The sequence below is a fragment of the Mycobacterium sp. PO1 genome, from assembly GCF_017312405.1.
Taxonomy (GTDB): domain Bacteria; phylum Actinomycetota; class Actinomycetes; order Mycobacteriales; family Mycobacteriaceae; genus Mycobacterium.
In genome coordinates this window covers 1-15,698 of sequence record NZ_BLTG01000124.1, presented here as the reverse complement: position 1 = coordinate 15,698, position 15,698 = coordinate 1, and the positions used below count along the sequence as shown (strand labels likewise).

At 67.7% G+C, this 15,698-nt stretch carries 17 protein-coding genes and 1 pseudogene; 13 read left to right on the top strand and 5 right to left on the bottom strand.

The features are described from left to right. The 3 genes from J3476_RS26985 to J3476_RS26975 all read left to right on the top strand — a co-directional run. On the top strand, positions 1–1,443 hold a 1,443-nt coding region (locus J3476_RS26985; protein WP_207069346.1), incomplete at its 5' end, for a S9 family peptidase. Between the two features lie 82 nt (positions 1,444–1,525). After that, positions 1,526–1,729, top strand: coding sequence for a hypothetical protein (locus tag J3476_RS26980; RefSeq protein ID WP_207069345.1), 204 nt, complete (start codon positions 1,526–1,528; stop codon positions 1,727–1,729). A 35-nt stretch (positions 1,730–1,764) separates the two neighbouring features. After that, entirely contained in the window at positions 1,765–1,920 is a 156-nt protein-coding gene (locus tag J3476_RS26975) for a hypothetical protein (RefSeq protein WP_152517905.1), read from the top strand. 14 nt (positions 1,921–1,934) lie between these two features. Here the strand turns inward: J3476_RS26975 and J3476_RS26970 are convergent, their stop codons facing one another. Then, a complete protein-coding gene (locus J3476_RS26970) occupies positions 1,935–2,543 on the bottom strand; it encodes a TetR/AcrR family transcriptional regulator (RefSeq protein WP_207069344.1) in 609 nt (202 codons plus the stop codon). A 99-nt stretch (positions 2,544–2,642) separates the two neighbouring features. Between J3476_RS26970 and J3476_RS26965 the strand changes: the two genes are divergently transcribed. Genes J3476_RS26965 through J3476_RS26945 form a run of 5 tightly spaced genes read left to right on the top strand, consistent with a single transcriptional unit; the run spans position 2,643 to position 8,674 of the window. Beyond that, on the top strand, positions 2,643–4,193 hold the full coding sequence (locus J3476_RS26965; RefSeq protein ID WP_207069343.1) for a carboxyl transferase domain-containing protein: 1,551 nt from the start codon (positions 2,643–2,645) through the stop codon (positions 4,191–4,193). 19 nt (positions 4,194–4,212) lie between these two features. Beyond that, positions 4,213–6,204: a biotin carboxylase N-terminal domain-containing protein gene (locus tag J3476_RS26960; protein ID WP_207069342.1), complete on the top strand. Its 1,992-nt coding sequence runs from the start codon at positions 4,213–4,215 to the stop codon at positions 6,202–6,204. 3 nt (positions 6,205–6,207) lie between these two features. Then, positions 6,208–7,368, top strand: a complete 1,161-nt coding sequence (locus tag J3476_RS26955; RefSeq protein ID WP_207069341.1) for an acyl-CoA dehydrogenase family protein — start codon at positions 6,208–6,210, stop codon at positions 7,366–7,368. Continuing rightward, positions 7,365–7,865 (top strand): MaoC family dehydratase, encoded by a 501-nt coding sequence (locus J3476_RS26950; RefSeq protein ID WP_207069340.1) that lies wholly within the window; start codon positions 7,365–7,367, stop codon positions 7,863–7,865. Before J3476_RS26955 ends, J3476_RS26950 begins: the two co-directional genes overlap by 4 nt. After that, positions 7,862–8,674, top strand: coding sequence for a CoA ester lyase (locus tag J3476_RS26945; RefSeq protein ID WP_207069339.1), 813 nt, complete (start codon positions 7,862–7,864; stop codon positions 8,672–8,674). The genes J3476_RS26950 and J3476_RS26945 overlap by 4 nt, the downstream gene beginning before the upstream one ends. 1 nt (position 8,675) lies before the next feature. Here the strand turns inward: J3476_RS26945 and J3476_RS26940 are convergent, their stop codons facing one another. Together J3476_RS26940 and J3476_RS26935 are read right to left on the bottom strand one after the other, a co-directional pair. Further along, positions 8,676–9,428, bottom strand: coding sequence for an enoyl-CoA hydratase (locus J3476_RS26940; protein WP_207069338.1), 753 nt, complete (start codon positions 9,426–9,428; stop codon positions 8,676–8,678). Positions 9,429–9,484: 56 nt separating this feature from the next. Further along, positions 9,485–11,248, bottom strand: a complete 1,764-nt coding sequence (locus J3476_RS26935) for a BCCT family transporter (RefSeq protein ID WP_207069348.1) — start codon at positions 11,246–11,248, stop codon at positions 9,485–9,487. A 253-nt stretch (positions 11,249–11,501) separates the two neighbouring features. On the opposite strand from J3476_RS26935, the gene J3476_RS26930 reads away from it, so the two are divergent. Continuing rightward, positions 11,502–12,116 carry a class I SAM-dependent methyltransferase gene (locus J3476_RS26930; RefSeq protein WP_286183832.1) on the top strand — a complete coding sequence of 205 codons (615 nt, stop codon included), beginning with the start codon at positions 11,502–11,504 and terminating at the stop codon, positions 12,114–12,116. A gap of 43 nt (positions 12,117–12,159) precedes the next feature. Here the strand turns inward: J3476_RS26930 and J3476_RS26925 are convergent, their stop codons facing one another. Continuing rightward, positions 12,160–12,396 carry a CsbD family protein gene (locus J3476_RS26925; protein ID WP_163677238.1) on the bottom strand — a complete coding sequence of 79 codons (237 nt, stop codon included), beginning with the start codon at positions 12,394–12,396 and terminating at the stop codon, positions 12,160–12,162. 126 nt (positions 12,397–12,522) lie between these two features. Then, positions 12,523–12,882 (bottom strand): Rv2640c family ArsR-like transcriptional regulator, encoded by a 360-nt coding sequence (locus J3476_RS26920; protein WP_207069337.1) that lies wholly within the window; start codon positions 12,880–12,882, stop codon positions 12,523–12,525. A 98-nt stretch (positions 12,883–12,980) separates the two neighbouring features. Here J3476_RS26920 and J3476_RS26915 point away from each other — a divergent pair, with 98 nt between their 5' ends. The 4 genes and pseudogenes from J3476_RS26915 (at position 12,981) to J3476_RS26900 (ending at position 15,626) form a co-directional block, all read left to right on the top strand. Next, positions 12,981–13,397, top strand: coding sequence for an ArsI/CadI family heavy metal resistance metalloenzyme (locus J3476_RS26915; protein ID WP_207069336.1), 417 nt, complete (start codon positions 12,981–12,983; stop codon positions 13,395–13,397). A 75-nt stretch (positions 13,398–13,472) separates the two neighbouring features. Next, positions 13,473–13,847, top strand: a complete 375-nt coding sequence (locus J3476_RS26910; protein ID WP_207069335.1) for a helix-turn-helix transcriptional regulator — start codon at positions 13,473–13,475, stop codon at positions 13,845–13,847. Further along, positions 13,844–14,999 (top strand): annotated as a pseudogene (arsB, locus tag J3476_RS26905) (ACR3 family arsenite efflux transporter); the annotation flags it as partial. The gene J3476_RS26910 and the pseudogene arsB, both read left to right, overlap by 4 nt. Beyond that, complete coding sequence (locus J3476_RS26900) at positions 14,994–15,626, top strand: arsenate reductase ArsC (RefSeq protein ID WP_373889143.1); 633 nt, start codon at positions 14,994–14,996, stop codon at positions 15,624–15,626. The pseudogene arsB and the gene J3476_RS26900, both read left to right, overlap by 6 nt. The last annotated feature ends 72 nt before the right edge of the window (positions 15,627–15,698 follow it).

Here is a 15,698-nt window from a genome sequence, read left to right as displayed (position 1 = left end):
CATCCACCAGCCGACCGCCGCACCGGCGGTCGGCTGGTGGATGCGTGGGCGGGTGCGGCGTTGGTGCGGGTGGGTCCGCGTGGCTATCGGGATCTGATCATGCTGCGCGGACTCACCGAGACGGCTCTGCTTCCGTACGACCCGGGGTCGACCACCGACACCGGGATCATCCTCGACGACCACAGCCCGCGGCGGCTGCGCTCGGGCGTGGAGGGTGAGGTTCTCGAGCTCTACCACCCGGCCAAGGACTACGGGCTCAACAGCACCGAGGGCTACGTGCGTGCGATCATCCGCAGCGAGAACGGCGCCCAGCACGCCCGGCTGCTCGAGGTGACGGTGACCGCCGACGGGGTGGCCTATCAGGTGTTGGCCGAGCGGCCGGGATACGAACTCGACGAATTCACCGTCAGCGACGATCTGTCGACGGTGGCGATGTTGTGGAACATTCACGGCGCCAGCGAGTTACAAGTTCTCGAGTTCGGCGACAACACGCTCTACGACCCGATCCCGTTGCCCGGTATGGTCGCCAGCGAACTGAGCATCAGCGCGGGTGGCTCGATGCTGGCGCTCACGGTCGAGGGTCCGGGCAAACCTCCGACCGTCGAACTGGTCGATCCGCGTACCGGCGAATGGGAGATGGTGGACCGGGTGCCCAGCACCGGTCCGCTCTCGGCGGAGCCCACGCTGGAAACCGTCACCGCCCGCGACGGAATGCGTTTCACCGGATGGTTGTTCCGGCCGCCGGAGGGGACGCCGACGATCGGAGCGATGCTGTTCCTGCACGGGGGTCCCGAAGGGCAGGGCAGGCCCGGCTACAACGAATTCTTCCCCGGCCTCGTCGACGCCGGCATCTGTGTGTTCCTGCCCAACGTCCGTGGCTCGGGCGGATTCGGACGGGCATTCATGCACGCCGACGACCGCGAGCGACGCTTCGCCGCAATCGACGATGTCGCCGACGCGGTGCATTATCTGGTGGGCAACGGATACGCGCCGCAGGGCTGCGTGGCGTGCTGCGGGTGGTCCTACGGCGGTTACCTGACGCAGGCGGCGTTGGCGTTTCACCCGGACACGTTTGCGGCGGGCATCAGCATCTGCGGGATGAGCGATCTGAACAGCTGGTACCGCACCACCGAGCCGTGGATCGCCGCGGCGGCCTACTCGAAGTACGGCCACCCCGTCAGCGACCAGGATCTTCTGGAGCGGTTGTCACCGCTGCCGCGGGCGCAGGCGCTGACGGCTCCGCTGTTGTTGGTGCACGGGCTCAACGACACCAATGTGCCGCCGTCGGAGTCGTTTCAGATGCACGACGCCCTGACCGCACTGGGCCGCAAGACCGACCTGTTGCTGTTCGACGACGACGGTCACGAGATCGACAAACGTGAGAACCGTGCGGTGCTGCTCAAGGCGATGACCGCCTGGCTCACCGAGGCTTTCGGCCACTGACCGTCGGTAGGTTTACCGGAATTGTCAGGCGGGTAAAGCTTTGCTGCGCGTCACGGTGGCGCGTGGACGGAGGAGACAGGGCATGCGAGGAGCTCTCGGGGTCATTGTGCTCGTCTGGTTACTGATCGGCGTGTTCGCGGCGTATCAGCGTGACTACTTCAGTGGGGGCGAAGCCAATTGCGCCACCGCCGGCAGTATCGCCTTGACCGTGGTCGCCGGTCCGCTGAACTACGCGGGAGTCAACCCCGAAGTCACGGAATGCAACATCCCGGAACCCAGTCAGTGAGACGCTGACTGGACACTGGAAGAAAGGCAGCGGACATGATCGTGCTCGGTGCGATCCTGCTTATCCTGGGTCTGGTTTTCGGAATCTCGATCCTGACCTACATTGGTGTGGTGTTGCTGGTCATCGGCGCCGTGTTCTGGATCCTCGGATCCATCGGTCGCCCGGTGGGCGGCCGCAAGGCGTGGTATTAGCGCACACCGCACAGTCATTCGGCCGGGGTCAGCGCGGCGACCGTCATCGCTCTCAAGACGGCTCGCGAGCTGGCCTCGGCCGCTTTGGTGAGTCCGGGCTTCATGCTGTGTGCCGTCGAGTTCAACAGCCCGAACGTCGCGTGCGCCATCACCCGGGCTTGCGCCTCCGTCACCGTCGGGTTGCGGCGGCGCAGCACCGCCACCCAGATCTCGACGTACTGACGCTGCGCGCGGCGCACCTGACGTTTGGCTGGGTTCGGGAGGTTTCCCAGGTCGCGGTCCTGGATCCGGATCAGATCTGACTCGCCGAGCGCGAAGTCGAGGTGAAAATCGATCAGTGCGGCCAGCGCGGACTCGGCGTCGGTCGCGGGCCCGGCAACAGCCGAGGCGCCGGCCAGCAGTCGGGTGCTGATCCCGACCAGCAGCTCGGTCAGCAGTGCTTCTTTGTTCGGGAAGTGCCGGTAGATCGCCGGTCCGCTCACCCCGGCTGCCGCGCCGATGTCCTCCAGGCGCACGGCCAGATAGCCGTTCTCGGCGATCAGCCTCTCGGCCGCGGCGATCAACTGGCTGCGGCGATCGGATTTCGCGCGACTGCGCCGCGAGGCGGCGTCGGTAGCGGTCATGACGCGAACCTCCGGCGCGACGATGGTGGACAAAGTGAGTTAATCATGATTAACATACCACCGGTTAGTGGTCATTAACTCGAGTTGAGGCGGGCATCGATGGCGGCGCGGACATCCCACCGTGAGGACCATCTCGCGCTGGTCGAGCAGTTGCGCACCAAACTGACCACCGCTGCTCTGGGCGGGCCGCAGCGGGCCCGCGACCGCCACGTCGGCAGGGGCAAGCTGCTACCACGCGACCGGGTCGACGGTCTGCTCGATTCGGGCAGCCCATTCCTCGAACTCGCTGCCCTGGCCGCCGACGGGATGTACGACGACGAATGCCCTGGCGCGGGCATGATCGCCGGCATCGGCCGGGTGGCGGGCCGGGAATGCATGATCGTGGCCAACGATGCGACGGTCAAGGGTGGCACCTACTATCCCGTCACGGTCAAGAAACACCTGCGCGCACAGGAGATCGCGCTGCAGAACCGGTTGCCCTGCGTGTATCTCGTCGACTCCGGGGGAGCGTTCCTGCCCCGCCAGGACGAGGTGTTCCCGGACCGCGAGCACTTCGGGCGGATCTTCTACAACCAGGCCATGATGAGTGCGCAGGGGATCGCGCAGATCGCTGCGGTGTTGGGCTCGTGCACCGCGGGCGGCGCCTATGTGCCGGCCATGAGCGACGAAGCCGTCATCGTTCGCGACCAGGGCACCATCTTCCTGGGCGGGCCGCCGCTGGTGAAAGCGGCCACCGGTGAGGTCGTCACCGCCGAGGAACTCGGGGGTGGTGACCTGCACTCAAAGGTCTCCGGCGTCACCGACCACCTCGCCTACGACGATCGTGATGCGCTGCGCATCGTGCGCCGCATCGTCGGCACGCTGGCGCCGCCGGCCGCTCCGCCCTGGGAGGTGCTGCCGATGGGTGAGCCGGTGGCCGACCAGCGCGAACTGTACGACGTGGTTCCGGTCGACTCGCGCGTGCCCTACGACGTGCACGAGGTGATCACCCGCATCGTCGACGGCGGCGAGTTCGACGAGTTCAAGGCCGATTACGGGACCACGCTGGTCACCGGCTTCGCCCGCATCCACGGTCACCCGGTCGGCATCGTCGCCAACAACGGCGTGTTGTTCGGCGAGTCCGCGGTCAAGGGGGCACATTTCATCGAGCTGTGTGACAAGCGTCTGGTGCCGCTGCTGTTCCTGCAGAACATCTCCGGGTTCATGGTGGGCCGTCACTACGAGGCAGGGGGCATCGCCAAGCACGGCGCCAAGATGGTCACCGCGGTCGCGTGCGCCCGGGTGCCCAAGCTGACCGTCGTGATCGGCGGCTCCTACGGCGCCGGAAACTACTCGATGTGCGGGCGGGCGTACTCCCCACGGTTCCTGTGGATGTGGCCGAACGCGCGGATCTCGGTGATGGGCGGGGAGCAGGCCGCATCGGTACTGGCCACCGTGCGCGGTGACATGACCGCGGAAGAAGAAGAGGCCTTCAAGGCGCCCATCCGCGCCCAGTACGAACACCAGGGCAACCCCTACTATTCGACAGCCCGGTTGTGGGACGACGGCGTGATCGACCCGGCCGACACCAGAATGGTTGTCGCACTAGCACTTTCAGTCGTCGGCCAGGCTCCCGTGGAGCCGGTGTCCTACGGCGTGTTCAGGATGTGACGCGCAGATGAAACAGGCCATGAATTCTTCGCCGACCTTCGACACGGTCCTGGTCGCCAACCGCGGCGAGATCGCGGTGCGTGTCATCCGCACGTTGCAGGCCATGGGAATTCGTTCGGTTGCGGTGTTCAGCGACGCCGACGCCGACGCACGTCATGTTCGCGAGGCCGACGTGGCCGTCCGGCTCGGCCCCGCCCCCGCCCGGCAGAGTTACCTGAGTATCGATGCACTCCTGGATGCGGTGGAGCGCACCGGTGCTCAGGCCGTGCATCCCGGCTACGGCTTCCTCTCGGAGAATGCGTCGTTCGCCGCCGCGCTGCGCGATCGGGGGGTGGTCTTCATCGGTCCGCCGGTGCGGGCGATCGAAACGATGGGTGACAAAATCGCCGCGAAGGCAGCGGTCTCGGCGTTCGGGGTGCCCGTCGTCCCCGGTGTGTCCCGCCCCGGCCTGACCGACGAGGATCTCATCACCGGTGCCGCTGAGGTCGGTTACCCGGTGCTGGTCAAACCGTCGGCGGGCGGCGGCGGCAAGGGAATGCGCGTCGTGCACGACGCCGCCGAGCTGCCCGCCGCTCTCGCGTCGGCCCGTCGCGAAGCCGCGTCGGCGTTCGGTGACGAGACGTTGTTCATCGAGCGGTTCGTGCTCAACCCGCGACACATCGAGGTGCAGGTACTCGCCGATGGCCACGGCAACGTGGTGCATCTCGGTGAACGGGAATGCAGTCTGCAACGCCGGCATCAGAAGGTGATCGAGGAGGCGCCCTCACCGCTGCTGGACGCGGCGACCCGGGCACGTATCGGCGCGGCCGCCTGCGACACCGCGCGCAGCGTCGACTACGCCGGGGCGGGCACCGTCGAGTTCATCGTCTCCGCCGACCGGCCCGACGAGTTCTTCTTCATGGAGATGAACACCCGCCTGCAGGTCGAGCACCCGGTGACCGAGCTGGTCACCGGGCTGGACCTGGTCGAGATGCAGGTGCGCGTGGCAGCGGGGGAGACGCTGCCCTTCGCGCAGGACGACATCGCGTTGACCGGGCACGCCATCGAGGCCCGGGTGTACGCCGAGGACCCGGCGCACGGATTCCTGCCCACCGGGGGAACGGTGCTGGCCGTGTGCGACGCCCGCGGGCCTGGTGTCCGGGTCGACTCGGGCCTGGCCGCCGGCGCGGTGATCGGCAGCGACTACGACCCGATGCTGGCCAAGGTGATCGCACACGCCGGCGACCGGCCGCAGGCGTTGCGAGCGCTGGACACCGCGCTGGCCGACACCGCGGTCCTCGGACTGACCACCAACATCGAGTTCCTGCGGTTCCTGCTCGCCGACCCCGACGTCGTCGCGGGCCACCTCGACACCGGGTTGCTGGACCGTCGGTCCCCGGATTTCGTGGCCATGCCGGCCCGCGACGACGAGATGATCGCGGCTGCGGCCTGCCGGTGGCTGCGGTCCTGGCCGGCCCGCCCGACCAGCGCGTGGGAGATCCCGTCGGGCTGGCGCATCGGCGGACCGGTGTCGACGCCGTTCCGGCTGCGGGCCGGGGAGCGCACCGATCATGTCTGGCTGACCGGCAGCCCGCAGGACGCGACCGCGACGGTCGAGGGCGGTCGGCCGCGGTCACTGACGGTGTCGTCGGACGGTGACCGGCTCGCCGTCACCCTCGACGGCCTGCGCACCGAGTATCTGGTGGCTGTCGAGGGCAGCCAGGTGTGGCTGGCCGGTGGCGGGCGCACGACGATGGTCGAGGAGGTGCGTGAGGCGCCGGTGCGGCCCGACGACGCCCACAGCGGTGACGCCGAACTGACCAGCCCCATGCCCGGGTCGGTCGTCGCCGTCGCCGTGACCGACGGCGCCGCGGTCACCGCGGGCACGGTGGTGGTCACCGTGGAAGCGATGAAGATGGAACACACACTGACCGCCCCGGTCGACGGCGCGGTGGAGCTGCTCGTCGCCGCGGGCGAGCAGGTGAAGGTGGGCCAGGTCCTGGCCCGGATAACAGCAACCGAGGAGCCCTAGATCATGACTGAATTCCTGGCGACCGGAACGCTTCCCGATCACTATCAGCAGCTGGCCAAGACCGTGCGTGACTTCGCGCAGACCGTCGTGGCGCCGGTGGCGGCCAAGCACGACGAAGAGCACTCGTTCCCCTACGAGGTGGTCGACGGGATGGCCGACATGGGGTTGTTCGGGCTCCCGTTCCCCGAGGAGTACGGCGGCATGGGGGGTGACTACTTCGCGCTGTGCCTGGCCTTGGAAGAGCTCGGCAAAGTGGACCAGAGCGTCGCGATCACCCTGGAAGCCGGCGTCTCGCTCGGCGCGATGCCGGTGTACCGCTTCGGCACCGACGAGCAGAAGCAGCAGTGGCTGCCGCTGCTGGCCTCGGGCAAGGCGCTGGGTGCGTTCGGGTTGACCGAGGCCGGCGGAGGCAGCGATGCCGGTGCGACGAAGACCACCGCCCGGAAGGATGGGTCAACTTGGGTGATTAATGGCTCCAAGCAGTTCATCACGAACTCCGGCACCGACATCACCAAGCTCGTCACCGTCACCGCGGTCACCGGCGAGCGGGACGGCAAGAAGGAGATCTCCTCGATCCTGGTGCCGGTGCCCACACCGGGCTTCACCGCCGAACCGGCCTACAACAAGGTCGGCTGGAACGCCTCGGACACCCACCCGCTCAGCTTCGACGACGTCCGCGTGCCGGAGGAGAACCTGCTCGGTGAGCGTGGTCGCGGCTACGCCAACTTCCTGCGGATCCTCGACGAAGGCCGCATCGCGATCGCCGCACTGTCGGTGGGCGCCGCCCAGGGTTGTGTCGACGAGAGCGTCAGGTACGCCAAAGAACGCGAGGCGTTCGGCCGGCCGATCGGGGCCAACCAGGCCATCGCCTTCAAGATCGCGCGGATGGAGACCCGGGCGCATGTCGCGCGGGCCGCGTACTACGACGCAGCCGCGTTGATGTTGTCGGGCAAGCCGTTCAAGAAGCAGGCCGCGATCGCGAAGCTGGTGGCCAGCGAGGCCGCCATGGACAACGCGCGCGACGCCACCCAGATCTTCGGCGGCTACGGCTTCATGAACGAGTACGCCGTCGCGCGCCACTACCGCGACAGCAAGATCCTCGAGATCGGCGAGGGCACCACCGAGGTGCAGCTGATGCTGATCGGCCGGGAGCTCGGACTGTGACCGACGGATCCGGAAAGAGGGTCGTCACGCAGCGCGGGCTGTGGTTCGAGGAGTTCGAAACCGGTGTGCTGTACCAACATCGGCCCGGCCGCACGATCACCGAGGCCGACAACGTCCTGTTCACCACGCTGACGATGAACACCCAGGCGCTGCACCTCGACGCCGCATTCGCCGATGCGCTGCCACCGTTTCACCAGCGGCTGGTCAATTCGATGTTCACGCTGTCGACGTTGGTGGGTCTGTCGGTGGCGCAGCTCACCCAGGGCACCATCGTCGGCAATCTGGGCTTCGGCGAGGTGGCCTTCCCCAAGCCGCTCTTTCACGGGGACACGCTGTACGCCGAAACCGAGGTCACCGACAAACGCGAATCCAAGAGCCGCCCCGGCGAGGGGATCGTGACGTTCGCACACACCGGCCGCAACCAGCACGGTGACATCGTGGCCACGGCGTCGCGCAAGACCATGGTGCGCAAACGCCCGCAGGAGGACAACCGATGACCGTGGTAGCCGGGCCGGGGTGGTTGTTCTGCCCGGCGGATCGGCCGGAGCGCTTCGAGAAGGCTGCTGCCGCAGCCGATGTCGTGATCCTCGACCTGGAGGACGGGGTGGCCGCCAAGGACCGCCCCGCCGCCCGTCAGGCCCTGGTGGACAGCGCGCTGGACCCGGCCCGCACCGTCGTGCGGGTCAACCCGAGCGACACTGCGGATCATCAGCGCGATCTGGAGGCGCTGGCGAGCACCGCCTACACCACCGTGATGCTCGCCAAGACCGAGACGCCCGAACAGATCAGCGCGCTGTCCCCCCGCGACGTCGTGGTCCTCATCGAGACGCCCATGGCGGCGCTGCGCATCGTCGAGCTGGCCCGCGTCGACAACGCCTACGCGCTGATGTGGGGCGCCGAGGACCTCTTCGCGGTACTCGGCGGCACCGCCAACCGCTACCCGGACGGCTCGTACCGCGAGGTCGCGCGGCACGTACGGTCGCAGACGTTGCTGGCCGCCAAGGCCTATGGACGGCTGGCCCTGGACTCGGTGTTCCTCGACATCAAGAACCTCGACGGTCTGCGCGCCGAGGCCGACGACGCGGTGGCGGTCGGGTTCGATGCGAAGGTGGCCATCCATCCCAGCCAGGTGGAGGTCGTCCGCACCGCCTACACCCCGACCGCGGAACAGGTCGACTGGGCGCGCCGCGTCCTGGACACGGCGCACCGGGAACGAGGCGTGTTCGCTTTCGAAGGCACGATGGTGGACGCCCCGGTGCTCAGGCGAGCGGAGCGCATCGTGCAGCTGGCGCCGTTGCTCGACTGAATCAGCGCCGTTTGGCGGCCGCCAGACGGTCGGCGAAGGCGGGGGACAGGATCGACGTCGCCTGCGGCCCGAGTTCGGTATCCACCGCGATGCGGTGTTGATCGCTGTCGACCACGCCGGGGCTGGCGGTCGCACGCATCGACGCCTTGGTCGCAAGGACCACCTCGCGGGGTGCACCGGCCGGGCCGGCCGCGAGCTCCCGCGCCGCGGCGACCGGGTCGTCGGCCCTCTCGAGCGCCAGGCCGTGCCGCACCGCAGCGTCGGCGTCGAAGCGCATCCCGAACAGCAGCGAGGCTCGCGCCACCTGGGGCCCCACCGCCCGGTGCAGCATCCACGTCGCCCCGCCGCCGGGATGGATGCCGAGCTTCTGGAACCGCGGGTCGAACAGGGCCGCAGGACCGGCGATGCGGACATCGGCGGCCAACGCCAGGTTCAGGCCCGCACCGACCGCGGCGCCGTTGACGGCGGCGATCGTCGGCAGTGCGCAGTTCGCCACCGCGAGGAACCCGTCGTAGATCGCCATCAGACCGTCCTCGGTGGCCTCGCCCAGCGCGCTGAGGTCGGCACCGGCACAGAACGCCTTACCGGCGCCGGTGACGATCAGTGCGTGCACGCCGGGGTCGGCCTCGGCCTCGTCGACCGCCGCGCGCAGCGCCGCAGAGATCTCCGCGGTGACCGCGTTGCGGCGCTCCGGGTCGTTGACGGTCAGCGTGGCGACGCGGTCCTCGACGTGGACCAGTACCGGATCGGTCATCCGCTCAGCCTACGGACCACCGTCTCGGCCACCTCGCGAGGTGCCGCCGGCGTTGTTCAGCTCTGCGAGCGTTGCTCGACGCTGTCGTCCTCGAAGTCGCCTTCGCTGTCGGCCAGCGGGTCGACCGGTTCCTCGACGGTGACCTCGCCCGTCTTCTCGTGGACCGTGACGGTGTCGACGTCGATGCGGTGCACCGCCACCAGACCCGCCAGCGTGGCGGACACGTCGTGGCGCCCGTGTTCGCCGTTGGCCCCGTGGCCACCGTTGGTCCCGTTGCCACCGCTGACCGTGGACAGTTCGCCGGGTGCGGACACCTTGAGGAACTGCGGTGTGGTGGCCAGGTCGTAGCGGAACGCGCGCAGCATCGCCACGCATGCGGCGACCATCACCAACGAGAACGGTGCGGCCGTCGCTATCGAGGCGGTCTGCAGCGCGGTCAGCGAGCCCGCCCCGCCGATGACGAGCAGGACCGCCGCGGCCAGGCCCTCAAGCAGGCACCAGTACACGCGGCTGGCCTTCGGCGGATCCAATTCGCCACCCGCCGAGAGGATGTCGACGACCAGCGACCCCGAGTCCGAGGACGTGACGAAGAAGAACACGATCACGAAGATCGCGATCACACTGGTGATGATGCCCAGCGGTAGACCGTCGAGCAGCCGGAACAGCGAGGTGTTCGTGTCCACCGCGCCGTCGACGAGCATGTTGCCCTCGTTCTGCTGGCGGAAGATCGCGGCGTCACCGAAGATCGTGAACCACAGCGACCCGATGATCGTCGGGACCACCAGCACGCCGCCGACGAACTGGCGGATCGTGCGGCCTCGGGAGATACGGGCGATGAACATCCCGACGAAGGGCGCCCAGCTGATCCACCAGCCCCAGTAGAAGATGGTCCAGCTGCCCAGCCATTCACCGTCGGTGAACGGCCCGGTGCGCAACATCAGCTGTGGCAACGACATCACGTAGTTGCCCATGTTCTGCACCCAGGCCTGCAACAGGAACAGGGTCGGTCCCAGCAGCAGGACGAACAGCGTCAGCCCCGCGGCCATGCCCATGTTGATGTTCGACAACCATTTGATGCCGCGGCTGACACCGAGCACGACCGACGCGGTCGCGACGAGCGTGATCGCGGCGATCATGCCGACGGTCCACCAGTTGTTCGATTCGATCCAGCCCAGGTACTCCAGCCCCGCGGAGATCTGGGTGATGCCGAAGCCCAGCGAGGTGGCCACGCCGAAGAGGGTGCCGACGATCGCGACGACGTCGACGGTGTTGCCGATCCACCCCTCGACCCGGTCGCGGCCGATCAACGGCTCGAGCAGCCAGCGCACCGACAGCGGCCGGCCGCGACGGTAGGTCATGTAGGCCATGCCCAGGCCCACCACGACGTAGATGCCCCAGGCGTGCAGCCCCCAGTGGAACAGCGTCAACGACAGCGCCTGGTTCGCGGCGTCGGGCGTGGACCCTTCGACACCCAGCCCCGGCGGGGGGTTGATGTAGTGGGTCAGCGGCTCGGCCACGCCGTAGAACACCAGGCCGATGCCCATGCCGGCGCTGAACAGCATCGCCAGCCACGCCCAGAACGGGAATTCGGGCTTCTCGACGTCGCGGCCCAGCCTGATCGTGCCGATCCGGGAGAACCCGCAGTACAGCGCGAAAATGACGAATCCGGTGACGGCCAGGATGTACCACCAACCGATTCCGCTGCTGATCGCGGAGTTCAGATTGGTGAAGGCGTTCTCCGCGGTCGACGAGAAGATGACCGAGAAGATGATGAGGGCGAAGATCACGATCGACGCCGGGATGAAGACCGGGGGCTTCATCGCTCGCCAGGCCGCCTTCAGCGCCCCGGGACTGTCAGTGGTGTCGCCGGGTGGGCTCGTCGTCGCCACGATTGCCTCCTCTTGCCATCGTCATCTCGTTACGCGCGCCAGTCATCACTGGTTCATCCCCTGGAGGGTCGTCAGAGGGTGACCCTACTCGCTTTGCTTGCTGGTAGCGACGCTGGTCCGGGCCGCGGAGTGCTCGGGCATGCGTGCGAGCGGCCGCGAGGGGGGCGAGAGATGATGGGAGCCGATGACGAATCCGATGGCAGATTTCGACCGGCTCGTGCAGTCCTGGCAGGACATTCCCGGCTGGTTCAACTGGCGCGACGGACAGGAGGAGGCGGCTGCGCACTTCGGCGACGGCGACCGCTTCGTCGAGGTGGGCTGTTACCTCGGGCGCAGTATTTGCTCGTTGGCCGATGTGGTCGCCGGCTGCGGTCTGAAGGTCGACATCGTCGGGGTGGACACCGCGCTGGGCAGTGGACCGGAGGGGAGGCGCAGCACGAATGCGCACGGCCACGCCGTGCAGCACGGCGGCGGGACGATGGCCGGCCTGCTGCACCGCAACGTGCTCGCGTGCGGGTTCGCCGACCAGGTGCAGTTGATCATCAGCGATTCGGTGCGCGCGTCACGCTTGTTCACCGACGAATCGGTGGCGTGGGTCCATCTGGACGCGCGCCACGACTATGTGAGCGTCTGCGAGGACATCGACGCCTGGCGGCCGAAGGTGCGGCGCGGGGGATGGCTGAGCGGCGACGACTACGACCAGTGGCAGTGGCCCGGCGTGGTTCGGGCGGTCGGCGACCGCCTCACGGGGGCGATGCCGTGGTGCACCAGCCAGTGGCGCTGGGTCAAACCGGCCTGACCAACGCCAAACGAGGCCCGGCCGCTTGGGCCGGGCCCCTGGGCTATTGGTTGGACTCCTGACGCTTCTCGGCGGCTTTGGCGCCACCGCGGGCGGATTCGGCTTCGGCTTCTTTCTGCGCGGCGTCGCGCTGGGCGTCCGCCTTGTCCTGTTGGGCCTTGCCCTCTTCGGTGAGGTCGTCGCGGCCGGTCACTGAACCTGCTGCTTCCTTGGCCTTGCCTTTGACCTCTTCGACGGTCCCTTTGATGCCTTCTTCGGCTCCGCTGTTCTGGTCAGCCATGTGTCCTCCTGGATCGGGCTGGTCGGTCATCCGCCGGCGCCGTGCGTGTTCGGCGGGGCGGTGTCGGGTGGGTTCCCGACGGATTGGCCGCAAAACAACGGATTTCGAGCAACTGATGTGGAGGGCTCAGGTGCAGCACTCGGGATCGAGGACGGCGCACAGCGCCTGCAGAGCGTGCGGGTGGGCCCGGTGATGGACGTGCATGCCGCGCCGCTCGGAGATCACCAGCCCGGCCTTGCGCAACTGGGTCAGGTGGTGGCTGACAGTGGCATCGCTGAGACCGACCGCGGCCGCCAGATCGCTGCTGGTCTGTTCCCCGGCCGACGAGCTGAACAGCAGCGACATGAGCTTGACGCGAACGGGATCGGCCAGGGCTTTCAGCCGCAGCGCCACCTCGAGGGCGTCGTCGTCGCTCATCGGGCCCGCCGCCACCGGGGCGCAACACACCGGCGCGGAGATGTCGATCGTCGGCAGCGCTTTGGGCACCAAGCCAGCATGCCACCGATATTGACATATATCAAAAAGGTGGCAAAGTGGGGCGCGTCAATAGTTCGATATATGTCGAAACAGATGGAGGTTCACCCATGTCCCGTGTTCAACTCGCGCTCAATGTCGACGATCTCGACGAGGCGATCGCGTTCTACGCCAAGCTGTTCAACACCGGGCCCGCCAAGGTGAAGCCGGGTTACGCGAACTTCGCGATCGCGCAGCCGCCGCTGAAGCTGGTCCTTCTGGAGACCCCGGGCCAGGGGGGCACCCTCAACCACCTCGGTATCGAGGTGGAGTCGAGTGAGCAGGTGCACTCCGAGATCGCCAGGCTGAGTGGTGAGGGCCTGTTCACCGACGAGGAGATCGGAACGACCTGCTGCTTCGCCACGCAGGACAAGGTCTGGGTGACCGGGCCGGCGGGGGAGCGGTGGGAGGTCTACACCGTGTTGGAGGATGCGGAGACCTTCGGTTCCAGCCCACGGGGCGCGTCGGAACAGCCGTCCTGCTGCTGACGGTCACTGAGCGTTGGCGGCCGGGTCACGCGATGTTCATTTGTCCGCTGATTCGATATCTGTCAATATTGATGCATGTCGAATCAGCGGGCCGATGCCGTCTGTTGTCCCACCCCACCCCTGCTGCGCGAGCCGTTGTCGGCGCCCGCGGCAGCGGACATGGCGACGAAGTTCAAGGCCTTGGCCGACCCGGTACGGCTGCAGCTGTTCAGCGCGGTGGCCAGCCATGCAGGCGGCGAAGCCTGTGTCTGTGACATCTCGGCGGGCGTCGATGTCGGGCAACCGACGGTGTCGCACCACCTGAAGGTGTTGCGCGAAGCCGGTCTGCTCACCTCCGAGCGCCGCGGCACGTGGGTGTACTACGCCGTCGTTCCCGCGGTACTGCACGCGTTGTCCTCGCTCCTCGGTGCGCCTCACGGCGCCGAGGCGTTCGTGGCGGCAGACGTATGAGCGAGGTTCGAACGCCAAGCGTTGATGAGCCGCCGGTGGTCGGCAGGCTTTCGTCGCTCGACCGGTTCCTGCCGGTGTGGATCGGCATCGCGATGGTCGTCGGCCTGCTGCTGGGCCGGTGGATACCCGGGCTGAACGAAGCGCTGGAATCCGTTGCGGTCGATGGGATCTCGCTGCCGATCGCCCTCGGACTGTTGATCATGATGTATCCGGTGCTGGCCAAGGTGCGCTACGACCGCCTCGACACCGTCACCGGCGATCGCAAACTGCTCGTCAGCTCGCTGGTGTTGAACTGGCTGCTGGGTCCGGCACTGATGTTCGCGCTGGCCTGGCTGATGCTGCCCGACCTGCCCGAGTACCGCACCGGTCTGATCATCGTCGGGCTGGCCCGTTGCATCGCGATGGTCATCATCTGGAACGACCTCGCCTGCGGCGACCGGGAAGCCGCGGCGGTGCTGGTCGCGCTGAACTCGGTCTTCCAGGTCTTCATGTTCGCGGTGCTGGGGTGGTTTTACCTCTCGGTGCTGCCGGGATGGCTGGGCTGGGAACAGGCCACCATCGACACCTCGCCGTGGCAGATCGCCAAGTCTGTGCTGATCTTCCTCGGTATCCCGCTGCTGGCCGGGTACCTGTCGCGCCGCCTCGGCGAAAAGGCCAAGGGGCGGCAATGGTACGAGCAGAGTTTCCTGCCCAAGGTGGGGCCGTGGGCGCTCTACGGGCTGCTGTTCACCATCGTCATTCTCTTTGCGCTGCAGGGCGATCAGATCACCAGCCGCCCGTGGGATGTCGCCCGCATCGCGCTGCCCCTGCTGGCCTACTTCGCCATCATGTGGGGTGGCGGCTATCTGACGGGTGCGGTGCTTCGGCTGGGTTATCAGCGCACCACCACGCTGGCGTTCACCGCGGCAGGCAACAACTTCGAGCTGGCCATCGCCGTGGCGATCGCCACCTACGGCGCCACGTCGGGTCAGGCACTGGCCGGTGTCGTCGGCCCGCTGATCGAGGTGCCGGTCCTGGTGGCACTGGTGTATGTCTCCCTCGCGCTGCGGCGCTTCTTTCCTGCCCCCGGTCCCGGGCAGTCCTCTCCGCCTACCGAAGGAATCCGAAATGACCGATAGTCCCGTCACCGCCCGTCCCCGTCATGACCTGTCGATCGACCAGAAGTTGGCGCTGAAGACAGCGGCGACCCGACTCCAGGGAGAGTTCGACGGCACGTTCGGCACCGAGACCATCGAACGGTTCCTGCATTCGTCCTACGACCAGTTCGCCGGAAGAGCGACGGTTCCGAACTTCCTGCCGTTGCTGGCCGAACGGTTCGCCCGCCAGCGCCTGCACGCGCTGGGACGCGTCGAGGGGAAGATCAGCGACGGCAAGCCCACCGTGCTGTTCCTGTGCACGCACAACGCCGGCCGCTCGCAGATGGCGATGGGCTTTTTCACCCACCTCGCCGGTGACCGCGCGGTGGCGTGGTCGGGCGGCTCGGAGCCGGGCCACGAGATCAATCCCGCCGCGATCGCCGCGATGGCCGAGGTGGGCATCGACATCACCGGCGAGTTCCCCAAGCCGTGGACCGATGAGATCGTCCAAGCCGCCGACGTCGTCATCACGATGGGCTGCGGCGACGCCTGCCCGATCTTCCCCGGCAAGCGCTACGTCAACTGGGAGCTGCCTGACCCGGCCGGCCAAGCCGTCGACGCGGTCCGGCCCATCCGCGACGACATCGAAGAGCGCGTCCGGCGTCTGCTCGACGAGCTGCACGTCGCCCCGGCGGCCCGGTAGCCAAGCGCGGCAACGGCATCGACCGATGCCGAACCGCCGGCGGCGCCCCCGGCAGTGTGGTGTTTCAGGACA